The 14975-nt window shown below is 52.1% G+C and carries 13 protein-coding genes and 1 tRNA gene; 13 read left to right on the forward strand and 1 reads right to left on the reverse strand.

The features are described 5' to 3' along the window. The first annotated feature begins 554 nt into the window (after positions 1-554). The 5 genes from PORAS_RS00565 (at position 555) to PORAS_RS00585 (ending at position 5859) form a co-directional block, all read left to right on the forward strand. Positions 555-1913: an Ig-like domain-containing protein gene (locus PORAS_RS00565; protein WP_013759777.1), complete on the forward strand. Its 1359-nt coding sequence runs from the start codon at positions 555-557 to the stop codon at positions 1911-1913. A gap of 516 nt (positions 1914-2429) precedes the next feature. Then, positions 2430-2502: transfer RNA gene (locus PORAS_RS00570), tRNA-Pro, on the forward strand. Positions 2503-2988: 486 nt separating this feature from the next. Beyond that, positions 2989-4005 (forward strand): YitT family protein, encoded by a 1017-nt coding sequence (locus PORAS_RS00575; protein WP_004331744.1) that lies wholly within the window; start codon positions 2989-2991, stop codon positions 4003-4005. A 33-nt stretch (positions 4006-4038) separates the two neighbouring features. Next, the gene (locus PORAS_RS00580; protein WP_013759778.1) at positions 4039-5343 is read left to right on the forward strand and encodes a PSP1 domain-containing protein; all 1305 of its coding nucleotides are present in this window, start codon (positions 4039-4041) and stop codon (positions 5341-5343) included. A 27-nt stretch (positions 5344-5370) separates the two neighbouring features. Beyond that, on the forward strand, positions 5371-5859 hold the full coding sequence (locus PORAS_RS00585) for a gliding motility lipoprotein GldH (RefSeq protein ID WP_013759779.1): 489 nt from the start codon (positions 5371-5373) through the stop codon (positions 5857-5859). A gap of 152 nt (positions 5860-6011) precedes the next feature. On the opposite strand, the gene PORAS_RS00590 is transcribed toward PORAS_RS00585, so the two are convergent. After that, a complete protein-coding gene (locus PORAS_RS00590) occupies positions 6012-7625 on the reverse strand; it encodes a T9SS type A sorting domain-containing protein (protein WP_013759780.1) in 1614 nt (537 codons plus the stop codon). A gap of 360 nt (positions 7626-7985) precedes the next feature. On the opposite strand from PORAS_RS00590, the gene PORAS_RS00595 reads away from it, so the two are divergent. The 8 genes from PORAS_RS00595 to PORAS_RS00630 all read left to right on the forward strand — a co-directional run bounded on the left by PORAS_RS00595 (position 7986) and on the right by PORAS_RS00630 (position 14933). Next, on the forward strand, positions 7986-8978 hold the full coding sequence (locus PORAS_RS00595; protein ID WP_013759781.1) for a PCMD domain-containing protein: 993 nt from the start codon (positions 7986-7988) through the stop codon (positions 8976-8978). A gap of 12 nt (positions 8979-8990) precedes the next feature. Further along, a complete protein-coding gene (locus tag PORAS_RS00600; RefSeq protein WP_004330474.1) occupies positions 8991-9740 on the forward strand; it encodes a porin family protein in 750 nt (249 codons plus the stop codon). A 157-nt stretch (positions 9741-9897) separates the two neighbouring features. Beyond that, complete coding sequence (locus tag PORAS_RS00605) at positions 9898-10653, forward strand: polyprenol monophosphomannose synthase (protein ID WP_004330527.1); 756 nt, start codon at positions 9898-9900, stop codon at positions 10651-10653. A 1-nt stretch (position 10654) separates the two neighbouring features. Continuing rightward, positions 10655-12010, forward strand: a complete 1356-nt coding sequence (locus PORAS_RS00610) for a dihydroorotase (RefSeq protein ID WP_013759782.1) — start codon at positions 10655-10657, stop codon at positions 12008-12010. A 173-nt stretch (positions 12011-12183) separates the two neighbouring features. Then, positions 12184-12600 (forward strand): methylmalonyl-CoA epimerase, encoded by a 417-nt coding sequence (gene mce, locus PORAS_RS00615; protein WP_004330525.1) that lies wholly within the window; start codon positions 12184-12186, stop codon positions 12598-12600. Between the two features lie 33 nt (positions 12601-12633). Then, complete coding sequence (locus PORAS_RS00620; protein WP_004330447.1) at positions 12634-14187, forward strand: acyl-CoA carboxylase subunit beta; 1554 nt, start codon at positions 12634-12636, stop codon at positions 14185-14187. 12 nt (positions 14188-14199) lie between these two features. Next, complete coding sequence (locus PORAS_RS00625) at positions 14200-14433, forward strand: hypothetical protein (protein ID WP_004330449.1); 234 nt, start codon at positions 14200-14202, stop codon at positions 14431-14433. Positions 14434-14498: 65 nt separating this feature from the next. Continuing rightward, complete coding sequence (locus PORAS_RS00630) at positions 14499-14933, forward strand: acyl-CoA carboxylase biotin carboxyl carrier protein subunit (protein ID WP_013759783.1); 435 nt, start codon at positions 14499-14501, stop codon at positions 14931-14933. Positions 14934-14975: the final 42 nt, after the last annotated feature.

Consider the following 14975-nt stretch of genomic DNA (forward strand, 5'->3'; position numbering starts at 1 on the left):
AGCCCTGACTGGGCAAATTAGGCGCTGGCTCGTTACAATAATTTATGACCAACTACATATCGATACGGAGCTGTGTTGGGGAAAACTGATTTCCACGTGGAGATTTCGAAATTTCCACGTGGAGGATTTTTATTTCCCACGTGGGGAAGAAAAAACTCTTCGGAGGAATCAAATGAAACTTCGGAGGAAATGAATCACGCCCACGTGGAAAATAAAAAATATCCACGTGGAGATTTGAGATTTTCTACGTGGATTTTCAAGAAAGGAGGGAATCGGACGAGTCCCCTCGTAAATATATGTAAAGCAACAAGAGGTGAGGATCGCGAGAATCCATGGGCTGACACATTACATTATAATGAGCTCATCTATGCCTCACTTGTCGCTAATGTGTAGCTCCTAATTATAATGCATCAGTCCTGTTTTGTAGACTAATTTCTACATCTAGTTGTTGCATTTTTCTTGATTTATCTGTACATTTGCTTTTAAGAAGGGTCAGCATACACGCTACTGATCTGAGACTTCAAAGAATACATACTAACCAAAGCAATATTTCTATGAAACGAATTGCAGTTTTACTTTCTTGTGTTGCTCTACTGGCAATAGTCTCTAGTTGTAACAAGCCTGATCCAGCTCCCCAGCCTCAACCAGTCAACCCAACGGGCATCACCATCAGCCCCACGACGGTCTCTCTCAGTGTAGGTGAGACCCAGCAACTGACGGCGGTTGTAGAGCCTACGGATCACAACTTCTCTGTAATCTATAGCTCCAACAAAGCTACGGTGGCAACCGTCGACAACAAGGGACTAGTCACGGCTGTTGCTGAGGGCGAAGCCATGATTACCGCCACGGTAGGGAACCTATCGGCTACTGCTAAGGTGACCGTCAAGGGAGCCTCCATTTCAGCCGAACAGGAATTGCCACTCCTGAAGTTTGATCCAAAGAAGGACGACTCTGAGAAAATCATCGATGCTGAGATCCTCGCCTACGAAGAGAAGTTAGGTCGTCAGCCTCAAGATATCAAATACTCTAGCAAAGTAACTGTCCCAGGCTTCGTCAATAAAGATCTGTCTGTCATTCCTGCAGTCGCTTATGGTATAGAGATAGAAGAGACCGCTGATATCATCCTATGCTACAGCAAGGAGCCTGTCGAGAACGCTACAAAGACTCAAGAGATGCTTCGTAAGCTAGGCTTCACCAAGTTTGAGAAGGTCAACGTAAGAATCGACAGCGATGGCAATACCGTCCCTGGATTTCGCTCACGTAATGACCAAAACAAAGAGATCTCTCTCATAGCTAAGCAAGACTACTCACACAAGGGCGACTTTGATGCCAGTATGTCTATAGAGATTCAGCGTCACCAGCTGATCCCTACGAAGCATAAGATCCTCCGAGATGCTAAGGATATGCCCTCTATCGAAACGCTACTCACTAAAGATGGTAAGAAGATTGAGGAGTTTGAAAACGCTCTGGGTCTCCGTGTGCTAGAAGAAAGTGAAGAAGGTAGTGTCAACCAGCGATTCAATACCAAGCCCGAATGTGTCGATAAGACCAACCTGGAGTGGGTGCTCTATGTCCGCACTTCATTCTTTAGCGACCAGCTTTTCATCAATTCGCAGTCCAATGCAATAGAAGGATATTCCGATCTCTATTCTGACGACTTCAAGAGCTATCTTGCTAACATTGGTTTTGACAAGGATTACCAAATCATCAAGGAGACAGTTCTTGCTAAGAACGCTCAGGGCGATATCTGTATGGGGTATATCGACCTTATGTTCAACTGCTGCTATATTCAGTTCGTCCCGAAGGAAACCTCAGAAGCGTCTTACAGAAGACCCCAGAGAGCCTCACATTGGGGCCTGCAAGGCGGTATGACGGCACTTGACCGTCCCGTCTCTTGTTTACTAGACCGATAACTGGTAAGCACTACCCGACTAAGGGTCATAACAATCAGCAATGGTCACGGGGGAAATGCCAATTTCCTTCGTGACCATATCGCGTATAGCCGCTTAGTATAATGCGTCATACCTCCTCACCTTCGTACTTCTCACGAGTAGCGACAACTAGGGGTACACAATCCGTACCTCCACAAGAGGATTAGTCTTTTGTAGAGCTGCTAGTCAGCATTTTAATCAACTTCATAATGAGACTGTTGCATAAAGGCGAATCGCTGTGTTGCTTTCGGGATTCGGCTTCGGTCACATACGGAGGTATGCTCCCTTCAGACCTCACCCTCAGCGCCTTGCGCTTCATCCTTTCTGCAAAGTCTGGACAATCTTGCGAGCAAGATTGTGAGACTGTTGACTTTTGCAACAGTCTCATAATGAGCCCTGCCAAACTTAGCATCCGGCTGAGCAGTATGTGGTGTCGCATTATTTAGTACCTTTGCAGTCGCAAGTAGGGACTAGTCGCCGTAGGGCGGTAGTCACTATCGGGATGTAGCACAGTTGGTAGCGCGCCACGTTCGGGACGTGGAGGTCGGAAGTTCGAGTCTTCTCATCCCGACTCAAGGTGATAGTCGAAGTAGTTCGGCTGTCACCTTTTTTCTTTGCACAGATTGGCGAAGACAGGGCTTTCCAACGTTGGAACTAAAGAGTTCCCCCCTTGGACCTTAAGCTCCAAGAGGGGATTTGTTTTTGGGAACTCGTATGTATATCGGGTTCAACACGATACAAAGAGCGTAGATAAACGACCCAATCGATGGCGATGCACAGATATGTGAGGGCGGGCGGTCGTCCGTTGTAGAGCCCCAAGACGAGTATTAAGTCAAAGTACTGACACTGTCACCTTTGACACAGCGGACGCACAGATCATGTGTCCCTACATGTCGCTACACATCAGCATGTTGGACTTGTTTGTAATGAGATTTGCGGGGACTAGAGCTCTACCCTCTTTTTTGTGTCAGTCTTCTTTTTTGCTACCTTTGTGTAACTTCTGAGTTTGGTGTCGTGGGACGTGTTCCCTCTTCGCCAAATAATAAACTTGTCACTCATGACTACGAAAAGACCTTTACGCTATCCCGATCCACGCAAGTCTGCGCGCTTTCTAAAGGATGTCCTACTCATCTTCGCTGGTGTAGTCGTCTACACATTCGGTTGGACAGCCTTCATCCTCTCTCAAAACATCACCTCGGGAGGACTGGCAGGACTGACCACTATCATTCAGCTGGCGACAAATATCCCGGCCAGTATACCTTACAACATCATCAATGTCGGCTTGCTACTCCTCTCGATATGGATCCTAGGGTGGCGCTTCTCGATGAAGACGATCATAGCCGTCCTAATGCTTGCCGTCACGATCCCCGTAGGACAAGCGTTTTTTACCCCCATGGTGGGACAAGGACTAGAGGTGTACAACAATCTGCCCACGTGGCTGACGAGTACACTCCCTAACTTCGGGCCACTCTTGGCGTCCGATGAGCCATTTGTCGCTCTAATCGTCGGTGCTGGACTCTGTGGTGCCGGACTAGGCCTGGTCTTCTCTGCCAATGGTAGTACAGGTGGCACCGACATTATCGTTGCTATCATTAATAAGTACAGCACGCTCTCTCTAGGTCGTGCCATGATCTTTATGGATGCGATCATCGTCACGACGGGTGCAGTTGTCAGCCACTTCTTCGGACCTCAGTACAGTTGGGGTACAGCGCTAGGCAAGCTCGCCTTTTCCTTCATCGAGATCACGATCGTAGGGCAGATGCTGGACTACATTATGGATGCCAATAAGCAGTCTGTACAGCTACTCATCGTCAGTACCAAGTACGAGCAGCTCAGCGAGGCTGTAACACGTCGCCTAGGGCATGGATGCACCATACTCCACGGCGAGGGAGGCTATAGTCACCAACCGATGCACGTGGTGCTGGTGACCATCCGCAAGAACCTGCGTGGAGGTCTCTACCAAGTGATTAACTCGGTAGACCCGAACGCTTTTATCTCCGAATCTACGGTGCACGGCGTATATGGGCAGGGCTTTGACTCGCTCGAGCGAGTAACTGGACGAAAGAAGAAGTAATCCTCCTCCTCTCCCCTTTTTTGAAACTAATTGATGGAATACAAACCAGACCTACTAAATAAGATAGACTGTCCTCGATGCAAAGGGCTAGGGTCACGCTGTTGCAAGCTCTCGACCTATGACTGGCTAGCTGATCTGCCCGACGGCGTACAGCAGCAGGAGATCGTCGAGGTACAGTTCAAGAACACTCGCAAGAACTACTACCGCAACGTGGATCACCTCGACCTCAAGCGAGGTGACTATGTAGTCGTCGAGGCTGATAGCGGAGGCTACGATGTCGGCATGGTGGCTCTCACGGGGACACTCGTCTCCACAAAGATACGAGCTAACCATGATGAGCAGTATGTGGATGGTGCGAAAGCGATCTATCGCAAGGCACGTCCTGCCGATATGGATCATTATCACGCGGCTAAGCTACGGGAACACCCGACGATGATCGAGTCGCGCGAGATCGCCACTTCGCTAGGACTAGATATGAAGATCGGCGATGTGGAGTATCAGGCTGACGGGACGCGCGCCATATTCTACTACATAGCAGATCAGCGAGTAGACTTTCGCAAGTTGATACGGCTTCTAGCGGACGCCTTCCACATACGCGTGGAGATGCGTCAGATAGGTGCTAGACAGGAGGCAGGGCGTATCGGGGGTATAGGCCCTTGTGGACGAGCTCTATGCTGCGCTACCTGGCTCTCACGCTTTAACTCCGTCAGTACGGCTGCGGCTCGCTTTCAGAACTTAGCCCAGAACTCGCTCAAGCTCACCGGACAGTGTGGCAAGCTCAAGTGCTGTACAAACTACGAGGTGGACGTCTATATGGAGGCAAAGAAAGCCTTCCCCTCGAGTCGTACGCCCCTAGAGACGGAGAGCGGTACCTACTACTTCAATAAGTGCGACCTCCTAGCAGGAGAGATCACTTACAGCCTAGCTCCTAAGAGCCTCGAAGAGCCTGAGACCATATCCGTAGAGCGGGCTAAGGAGATTATAGAGATGAACCAGCGTGGCGAGACACCCGAGACGCTCTCTGACCAGCAGGAGGCACCGAAGAAGCCTAAGGACATACTCTTTGACAATGCGATCAACCGCTTTGACCAGCCGAAGAAGCGTAAGCGTCGCAAGACAAATCGAAAAAAAACTCGCAGCAATACCGACGCTCCTGTAGCCCAGAGCGAAAACCCTATGAGTGACCGTGCCGAGGAGCCTACCAACGCTGTCGAAGAGCCTCAGGACAGATCAGACCCTCGCGAGGAGGGCGCTACGCAGCCCACTCGCAAGCCGAGACGCAAGCCTCAGGAAGGTGGCCGTCGTCGCCGTCCACGTAGGAAGCCTCAGGAGGAGTAATCCACCACGACTAGATCAGTTGTAGCTATGAGCAGAGCCTGCAGAGGTCGCATCGTAGGGGGACTAGTTTTGCTGGCCGTCCTGACGCTTGGCTCTTGCCGCTATGCAACTTATCAAGAGCGGATGCAGACGAAAGAGCTACCACGAGCTGTATGGTCTGCGGAGGATCGTATCACCTTCGACAGCTTCGTCGAGCAGTCTCGGGCACCCTACACGCTCTACCTCTATGTGCGGTACAACAGCCGCTACGCATACACGTCCCTACCGCTCGCCGTCGAGCTTCGCTCCACTCTAGGGTGGAGTGCTACGACAACGCTGGCACTACCCCTCACGGAGGAGCCAGGCGTATGGTCTGGAGAGGGCTATGCGCTACGTCAGCAACTCTATAAAGTCAATGCCTCACTGACTCCTCCACACCCAGGGCTCTACACCATCGAGCTAAGGCAAGCAACGGGGCAGGGCACACTAGCGGGCATAGAGACGATCGGCGTCGCTTGGGTCGCTGCCGAGCCGTAGGTAGCTCCTTGAGCCGTGCGTCCCTACAGGTCGACATCTCGCTTTGACACAACATTTTGATACAACGGACGCACCGACGGTCTGCGTCCGAGCCGTACGTCCCTACCAATCGTTACTCGTAGAGTTTGCAGAGTTGAGGTCAGAAGCCTCTACTAGCGAATGAATCGTACGGTGCTCACGCCACGCTCCGTGACGAGCTGACCGATGTAGAGCCCCTGCGCTAGTTCTGTCAGGGAGAGCCTGGAGGCTGCTGCCAGCGAGTAGCTGTCTAGTAGTCTACCTGTCGTGTCATACAGATAGAGCGTACCCGTAGCGGGCGCCGAGAAGTAGAGCGCATCGCCCTGCCAGAGGATCGAGAGATCGCCACGCTCGACCTGAATAGGAGCGACTCCTAGAGGCTGAGCAAGGAAGTGCTTGTCCACACGTAGATAAGCATTGCGATAATACCTGGTACCAGTCATATCTACCGCACAAGAAACCAACGTCTTGCCATCTGCAGAGAACTGCACGGTACCCATATCCGTGATACTCTTTTGCTCCGTCTTACCATAAGGTGTGTAGGAGTAGGTGAAAGCCGGAGATAGGTCTTTGCCCGTGAGCTGCTTCAAGTACTCCAGCATCGTAAGCTTCTTGCCATCAGGATAAACTACATAGGTAGTACGATCATTGGGGTCTAAGCTACCATCGGGGTAGCAGAGCCAGCCACCATCATGAGTACGTCCGAGACCGCCGAGACCATAAGCCTCTGGGATGTTGATCCGCTCGATGCTACCATCAGCTACATTTAACGCACCAGGGTAAGAGATGATCGTGTAGTCGTCACCCTTACCGACGACCTCTTGGATAGATATCATCCAGTAGCCACTCGTTGGAGCCATCATCTGCCACGCAAGATCAGGGGAGACGCCCTTGACTACCTTATCGTAGGCTTTTTGCCAAGCTTCGTGAGCCTTGTTGTACTCAGCTTCTTGCTGGGCATATAGATCAGGATCTTGCTCATAGTCTGCCGTCACGTAGTCGTCCCAGTCAGGCTCAGGACCAGGCAGTGGCGCATCTAGATTGTAGAGGAATGAGTCACAAGGTGTAGAGCACTGGTACTGTCCCTGCTCATTTAGCTGCCAGAATAGTGGTCTGTCAGAACCATTGCGGGTGTTTTGTCGGCCTAGGATCTTCTTGCCGTCAGGCGAGCAGAAGAAAGCTTGCGTATAGTTAGGTTTGTTGCCTAGGTAGTCTTTGTCCAGCATCGGAAGCGTCTTGATCGTCCAGGAGCCGTCCTCACCACGTGTACCATAGATCGGTAGCGTCATACTCTCCTGAGCATAAGTAGGATCCATCAGATAGCCTACGAGGTGCTTGGCATCAGGTGTCACATAGACAGGCCTTACGTCAGGCCACGCACTCTCTGGAGTTTTAATCTCTTGTAGCTTCTTCTGAGCCATGTTGCAGACAAAAGCTCCTACCTCATCCTGAGCGACAAAGATCTCACCATCATCAGAGACTGCGTAGATCATATACTTCTCAGCACCCGTCTCAGAGAGGAAGAGCGAAGTGGTGTCACGCTCGGTGTCGTAACAGAAGGCTGTCGAGTTGGGACTGCCTCCGTAGATGTAACGGCCATTGGGGCTAGTACCATAGATAGAGAAGTCACACGCCTCTGCGGGTAGAGACTTCGGCTCTTGCGTGACTTTGCAACTCACTTGCTGTGCACCGAGCGAGTAGCTCAAAGCAAGGAGTAAGAGTAGCGGAGATAGTAGTTTTCTTGTCATATCGTTTGGATCATTAAGAGTTATAGTTATCGCAAAGCTAGCGTTCTTTTTCGAGAAAAACAATATTCCCCACGTAGGGATTTCGAAATCTCCACGTGGAGAATAAAAATTCTCCACGTAGGCGAGAAATGAAATTTCGGAGGAATCAAATGATAAGTCCGAAGAATTGATTTTTCCCTACGTGGAGAATAAAAAATAGCCACGTGGGAAATTGAAATTTTCCACGTGGCCGTTCTGTTAGGGCTGAGCAGTTACAAGGCATCCTCTATAAGTTGGTCGGATAGTTGGTCAGACGTAACCCTCGCTATATAATTGGAAATAGTTACCTTTGCCGCATCTTAGTGTAAAATATAGTACAGTATGAAACGAATCTCTTGGACCCTCGTTATCCTACTCACCCTATCTCTCCTCGTAGCGACAGGTTGTAGTGGTGAAGACCCTATCAAGGCTAAGCGTATCGCTATCGAAAACGGGACCTACAAACCAGATCCTAACAAACCAGATCCCAATAAGCCTGATCCCAATAAGCCTGACACAGTTCCAACACCTGATCCAGATCCCAATCCACTAGGCAAGATGGAGACTCAAGAGATCTCCTTTACTTTTGACGACTGGGCACATCCTAATGACAAGGCAGCCTTCATGCTTCCCGTAGAGAAGGCACTTCCTAAGCTCCTGGCGGGTGATCCTTATTGGGCTTGCGCTAGCAACTTAGGCGCAGCTTTCGGAGGTACGAGTCAAATAGAAGACTTCCCCGTGCATCCACTAGTTAAGGGGCGTACTGGACAAGCTCTCGAAGTGATGACCATCAAGGGGGTACCACTCTTTGGTAAGGGCATCATCGCTGGAGCTCTCTACGCTGGCACACTAGATGCAGGCAGTATGATGGTGAAGCCTCTAGAGTCCACGAAGTTTGGTCAGCCCGTCTTTGCCATACCGCTCGCTATCAAGGGATACTATCAGTGGCTCCCAGGCGAGAAATTAGTCAATGGAACGAAGGGGAATAAGGCTATCGAGGGACAGGACGAGGCTACGATCGCTTGCGTCTTCTACGACACGACAGACGACGACACTCCGCTCAACGGAACCAACCTCTACACCGATCCACGTATCCTAGCAAAAGTGCAGCTACACCCCAAGCCTACCAAGGAAGGGGCATGGACGACCTTCGAAACAAAGCTAGAAATCATCAACGAGGCTGCATACAAGCAGATAGACCTCCAGAAGAGTAAGTACCACATGGCACTTATCTTCTCATCGAGTGCTCGTGGTGATGAATTCATCGGAGCCATCGGCAGCCGCCTGCGCATTGACGATCTAGTCGTGACGCTAGGTATACCCACCAAGAAGTAACCCGCTACAGATATGACTATACAGCAACTATACAGAGGGGCTCTCGGGCTCTTGCTCGCACTCATCACGACTCCACTCCTATGGGGGCAGAGCAGCAATGATAATCTAGAGTTTGGCATCAAGGCTGGACTAAACATTGGAGCCACTACGCCCCTGCCCAAGCCTAAAGCTATTGACAAGATCTATACGTGGAATCCGCATATGAACATAGCCCTCAAGGGGTGGCTCTCCTACCAGCTCCCAGACACCAAAGGGTGGCACCTAGACACGGGGCTAGAGATGGAGCGCAAGGGTATGTACGTCTGCACCCACGCTACCAACCTGAGAGTCAATATGGGCGATGGCAAGGAGGCTGCGTGGGGGTTCTTCACGGGCAATAACAGCACCGAGTTTATCAACTACTACCTCACGATCCCCATGCTGGTTGCTTACCACACGAGCAAGGACAAGTTTCGTATGCAGGTGGGCTTCTACCTCTCCTACTTGATGCAGCAAAGCTTTAAGGTAACACTCGATGGTGACGGCACGCTCAATGACCTGCCACTATCTCCTGGACACCTCGTCGACTACGACCTGTCAGACCACTTTAACAAGCTAGATATGGGTGTCAGAGTAGGCTTCGACTACTTCTTTCATCAGCGTCTCGGTGTGACCGCACAGCTCAATATGAGCTTCGAGCCAGCTCTAGACAGGAGCTTTACGATGATGCCCTTCCCGCTTTACAATATCTACGCCTTTGCGGGATTTGCCTATCGGATCTAAGTAGGACTGACAGAGGACTCTGTTATCTCAGACAGCGCAGAGAGCGGACGCATGATATCTGAAGAGAGTTTTTTACTACCTTTGTAGTGCAGTGGTAGGGAGCATCTGACAGCGTCCCCTGCCCTGCGCATTACCACTCACAGAGACCCATCACGCTATGCACGCTAGCCTTGTCATCATACCCACCTACAACGAGCGAGAGAATGTCGCTGAGATGATTCGAGCCGTCTTGGCACTGCCCGAAGATTTCGACCTGCTGATCCTTGATGACAATTCGCCTGACGGTACCGCTGAGATCGTACGTACACTACAACAAGAGCCAGACTACACGGACCGTCTGAATCTCATCGTGCGTCCAGGTAAGCTGGGACTAGGGACCGCTTATCTTACAGGCTTCGAGTGGGCGCTGGAGCATGGCTACGACTACATCTTCGAGATGGATTGCGACTTTAGCCATCCGCTCTCAGCGCTACCACACCTCCTACGTGCGGTCTCGGAGGAGGGCTACGATGTGGCGGTGGGCTCTCGCTACGTACGTGGTGGTGGGGTCAAGGACTGGCCCCTGAACCGCATCCTCATGAGCTATCTCGCATCGGTCTACGTGCGCATTATCACTTGGCTACCAGTACGAGACACCACGGCCGGCTTCGTCTGCTACCGGCGTGAGGTGCTAGAGACGATGAGACTAGATGAGGTACACTTCAAGGGCTACGCCTTCCAAATTGAGATGAAGTACACGGCTCACTGCCTAGGCTTCAAGATCAAGGAGGTACCCATCACCTTTGTCAATCGTAAGCTCGGAAGCTCGAAAATGAATGGCTCGATCTTTGGCGAAGCCTTCACGGGTGTCCTCAAGCTACGCTACTGGCGGCTCTTCAAGGGCTTCCCCAAGCGCCATAATCCTGCTAAATAATATGCGACAGATCATACTCGGAGCGACCATAATCAATGAAGGTCGACAGGTCGTCGGCTCCGTATGCCTCTCCGACGAGCGCATTGAGTCTATATGTATAGGTGTCGACAAGGTGTCTGACCTCCCTGACGAACTGGCCCAAGGAGCGGAGATCGTGGAGGCGCACGGGCTCTGGCTACTACCAGGCTGCATCGACGATCAGGTGCACTTTAGAGAGCCTGGACTAACTCACAAGGGAGACATAGCACACGAGAGCCGTGCCGCCGTGGCCGGTGGTGTCACCTCCTATATGGACATGCCGAACGTGAAGCCTCCGACGGTCACTCTCGAGGCGCTCCTCGACAAGCGTCAACGTGCTCAGAAGACAAGCTGGGCAAACTACGCCTTTTACTTCGGCGGGACTAATGACAATGCCCCCGAAGCGTGTGCCATAGACCCTGCCTTGATCCCTGGTTACAAGCTCTTCCTGGGAGCCTCCACGGGCAATATGCTGGTGGACAGCGAGGAGGCGCTCGACTACTTCTTCGCCCATGCGCCCAAGCTCATCGCCACGCACTGCGAGAGCGAGGAGATCATCACACGCAATAAGGAGCTTTACCGCCAGCGATACGACGGGCATCCACCCATCGAGACACATCCGCTGATACGCTCCCGTGAGGCGTGCTACGAGTCTTCACGCAGTGCCATAGAGCGTGCCAAGCGTCTCGGTGCTAGACTACACGTACTCCACCTATCGACAGCAGAGGAGATGGATCTCTTCTCGGCAGCTCCGCTTTCGTCCGAGAAGCGCATCACCGCAGAGGTGTGCGTCCACCACTTATGGTTTACCGATGAGGACTACAGCCGCTTAGGCAATCGCATCAAGTGGAACCCCGCCGTCAAGACGGCTCGCGATCGTGAGGCTCTGCGCCAAGCACTCGTCGAGGGTCGCATCGACGTGGTCGCTACCGATCACGCGCCTCACGCACTGGCCGACAAAGAGGGCGATGCCCTCACAGCAGCCTCTGGAGGGCCACTTGTACAGCACAGTCTCTTGATGATGCTGGAGCTGGCTCACGAGGGGCTTTGGTCGCCTGAGCTAGTCGTTGAGAAGATGGCACACGCTCCTGCACAGCTCTTTGGTGTTCGCGAGCGAGGCTATATCCGCACAGGCTACTACGCAGACCTAGTCCTCGTCGATCCTCATCAGGAGACAACGGTCACGACGGAAAGTCTCTACAGCAAGTGTGGATGGTCGCCACTGGAGGGTTACACCTTCTCGCATCGCATCGTAGCTACCTGGGTCAACGGACAGGTTGCTTATCGTGACGGACAACTGATCAGTCGCCCGCCTGTGCATGCACTCACGTTCGCCTGAGCCAGCTCTCCATAGAGAGCAAATCGCTATTTGGTCGTCAAACCCTTTCGCTACGTGAGCGATTATTCTTATATTTGCAGTCGGTGATAGTTTCTAGAGAGATTATCACCATAGGGAGGGCGCAGTCCATCCCCCCACTAAAGTAGACACACAAATCAAAAACAATATAGCGTATGAATCTGTCACACATCGAGCATCTTGGGATAGCAGTCAAGAGCATAGAGGAGGCACTGCCCTTCTTCGAGGGAGTCCTCGGACTAACCTGCTACAACATTGAGGAGGTCGCTGACCAGAAGGTGCGTACCGCATTCCTCAAGATAGGCGAGGTCAAGCTAGAGCTTCTAGAGCCCACAAGCGATGAGAGCCCCATAGCCAAGTTTATCGAGAAGCGTGGCGAGGGCATTCACCACCTAGCACTATCATCTGACGATGTAGCACCAGCTCTCGAGGAGCTCAAGGGCAAGGGCTTACGCCTCATCGATGAGAAGCCTCGCAAAGGTGCCGAGGGTCTCAACATTGCCTTCGTACACCCCAAGAGTGCACACGGCATACTTCTAGAGATCTGCGACTGCAAGGATGTCGCTAAGTAATATCGTCCAATCAAACAAACGCTACATAGAATAATGAGTGTACAACAAGAGAAGATAAAGCAGCTCCTTGCCAAGCGTGAGGAGGCTCGTCTCGGAGGAGGCGAAGCACGCATTGAGAAGCAACACGCCAAGGGCAAGTACACAGCTCGTGAGCGTATAGCTATGCTCCTCGATGAGGGTTCCTTTGAGGAGATCGACATGTTCGTCCAGCACCGCTGCACGAACTTTGGTATGGAGAAGAAGAAGTTCCTCGGTGATGGTGTCGTCGTAGGTAGCGGTACCATCGATGGACGTCTCGTCTACGTCTTCGCTCAGGACTTCACCGTCATAGGTGGCGCACTCGGCGAGATGCTCGCTGCCAAGATCTGCAAGGTGATGGATCTAGCTATGACTATGGGCGCACCGTGTATCGGTCTCAACGACTCTGGTGGTGCACGTATCCAAGAGGCGGTCAACGCACTCTGTGGCTACGGTGAGATCTTCGAGCGCAACATCCTTGCTTCGGGTGTCATCCCTCAGATCTCTGGTATCTTCGGTCCATGCGCCGGTGGTGCTGTCTATTCGCCCGCACTGACCGACTTCAACATTATGGTACGCAACTCCAGCTACATGTTCCTCACAGGTCCTAAGGTGGTCAAGACGGTCACCGGCGAGGACGTCACTCAGGAGGAGCTAGGAGGTGCCGACGTACACGCATCTAAGAGTGGTGTGGCACACTTCGCCGTAGACAACGACGAGGCTGGTCTTCAGCTCATCCGTCAGCTGCTCTCCTTCCTGCCACAAAACAACATGGAGGAGCCACCCTTCGTCGCTTGCGATGATCCCGCAGACCGCTGCGAGGATCTACTCAATGAGATCATCCCCGACTCGCCAAACCGTGCTTACGACATGTACGAGGTGATCGGAGCAATCGTTGACCATGGTGAGTTCCTCGAGGTACATCGTGACTACGCACGCAACATCATCGTCGGCTTCGCACGCTTCAACGGACAGAGCGTCGGTATCGTAGCTAACCAACCCAAGGTAATGGCTGGTAGTCTTGACTGCAACTCCTCTCGCAAGGCAGCACGCTTCGTACGCTTCTGCGATTCATTCAATATCCCCATCGTCACACTCGTCGACGTACCAGGCTTCCTCCCAGGTACTGGTCAGGAGTACAACGCTGTCATCACGCACGGTGCTAAGCTTCTCTACGCTTACGGCGAGGCTACCGTACCTAAGATCACGGTCGTCCTACGCAAGGCATACGGTGGTGCCTACATCGTGATGGGCTCTAAGCACCTCCGTGCAGACATCAACTACGCTTGGCCATCTGCAGAGATTGCCGTCATGGGTCCGTCAGGAGCCGTCGAGGTAGTCTTTGCTAAGGAGGTCAAGGCGAGCGATGATCCCGCCAAGACAGCTCTGGAGAAGGAAGAGGAGTATCGTGAGGCTTTTGCCAATCCGTACAATGCTGCTTCCTACGGTTACATCGATGATGTCATCGAGCCGAGGAACACCCGTTTTCGCATCATCCGTGCGCTACAGCAGCTACGCACGAAGCGTCAGACGCTCCCCGCTAAGAAGCATGACAACGTACCGCTCTAACCCCTTCTACAGATGGCAACCAAAAAGATAGAAAAGGGTAAGAAGGCACCCGCTAAGAGAGCCAAGAAGGCAGCTACAGCACCCTCTCCCGAAGAGGTTGCTATAGCACTCGCCTTAGCCCAGGCTCTAGGCACCCCTCACGATGAGGAGTCCTATCAGCTCACGATACGGCACAAAGAGTTTGATCCTTGGTCATTCAAGCTACAGAACATGCGTGTCACACCACAGAAGCAGTATTACATCTAACCCTAAACGGCAGTACCTTAGTAGTCTAGTGCGCTAGACCGCTAAGCACCCATATCAAACCCCTTATGAAAGAATATAAGTATAAGATCGATGGCAAAGAGTACGCCGTCAAGATTGACAAGATCGAGGGTGACCAAGCTCAGCTAGAGGTCAACGGCACCCCATACAACGTCGAGATCATACAGGAGAAGAAGGATACCCCTAAGGTCTCCAAACCCACTCCTACAGCAGCACCTGCAGCCACAGCAGCCCCTGCGCCCGCTGCAGCTCCAGCCGCCACAGGCAAGGGCAAAGCGGTCAAGGCTCCCCTACCTGGCGTCATCATATCAGTAGACGTACAGGTCGGTCAGCAGGTCAAGCGCGGTCAGCAAGTCGCTGTGCTCGAAGCCATGAAGATGGAGAACGGCATCAACGCTGAGTGCGACGGCACCATCACCGAGATCAAAGTCAAGGCTGGAGACTCTATCCTAGAGGGTACAGACATCGTTATCATCGGATAGACAGGACAGTCTGACAACCGACTATAGAGCGAGTTGGGATTA

Source organism: Porphyromonas asaccharolytica DSM 20707 (assembly GCF_000212375.1).
In the GTDB taxonomy this organism is placed as follows: domain Bacteria; phylum Bacteroidota; class Bacteroidia; order Bacteroidales; family Porphyromonadaceae; genus Porphyromonas; species Porphyromonas asaccharolytica.

Excerpts from the sequence above, each read along its gene's own strand:
- PORAS_RS00565 (WP_013759777.1), top strand. The coding sequence starts at position 555 with ATGAAACGAATTGCAGTTTTACTTTCTTGTGTTGCTCTACTGGCAATA.
- PORAS_RS00575 (WP_004331744.1), top strand. The coding sequence starts at position 2,989 with ATGACTACGAAAAGACCTTTACGCTATCCCGATCCACGCAAGTCTGCG.
- PORAS_RS00580 (WP_013759778.1), top strand. The coding sequence starts at position 4,039 with ATGGAATACAAACCAGACCTACTAAATAAGATAGACTGTCCTCGATGC.
- PORAS_RS00585 (WP_013759779.1), top strand. The coding sequence starts at position 5,371 with ATGAGCAGAGCCTGCAGAGGTCGCATCGTAGGGGGACTAGTTTTGCTG.
- PORAS_RS00590 (WP_013759780.1), bottom strand. The coding sequence starts at position 7,625 with ATGACAAGAAAACTACTATCTCCGCTACTCTTACTCCTTGCTTTGAGC.
- PORAS_RS00595 (WP_013759781.1), top strand. The coding sequence starts at position 7,986 with ATGAAACGAATCTCTTGGACCCTCGTTATCCTACTCACCCTATCTCTC.
- PORAS_RS00600 (WP_004330474.1), top strand. The coding sequence starts at position 8,991 with ATGACTATACAGCAACTATACAGAGGGGCTCTCGGGCTCTTGCTCGCA.
- PORAS_RS00605 (WP_004330527.1), top strand. The coding sequence starts at position 9,898 with ATGCACGCTAGCCTTGTCATCATACCCACCTACAACGAGCGAGAGAAT.
- PORAS_RS00610 (WP_013759782.1), top strand. The coding sequence starts at position 10,655 with ATGCGACAGATCATACTCGGAGCGACCATAATCAATGAAGGTCGACAG.
- mce (WP_004330525.1), top strand. The coding sequence starts at position 12,184 with ATGAATCTGTCACACATCGAGCATCTTGGGATAGCAGTCAAGAGCATA.
- PORAS_RS00620 (WP_004330447.1), top strand. The coding sequence starts at position 12,634 with ATGAGTGTACAACAAGAGAAGATAAAGCAGCTCCTTGCCAAGCGTGAG.
- PORAS_RS00625 (WP_004330449.1), top strand. The coding sequence starts at position 14,200 with ATGGCAACCAAAAAGATAGAAAAGGGTAAGAAGGCACCCGCTAAGAGA.
- PORAS_RS00630 (WP_013759783.1), top strand. The coding sequence starts at position 14,499 with ATGAAAGAATATAAGTATAAGATCGATGGCAAAGAGTACGCCGTCAAG.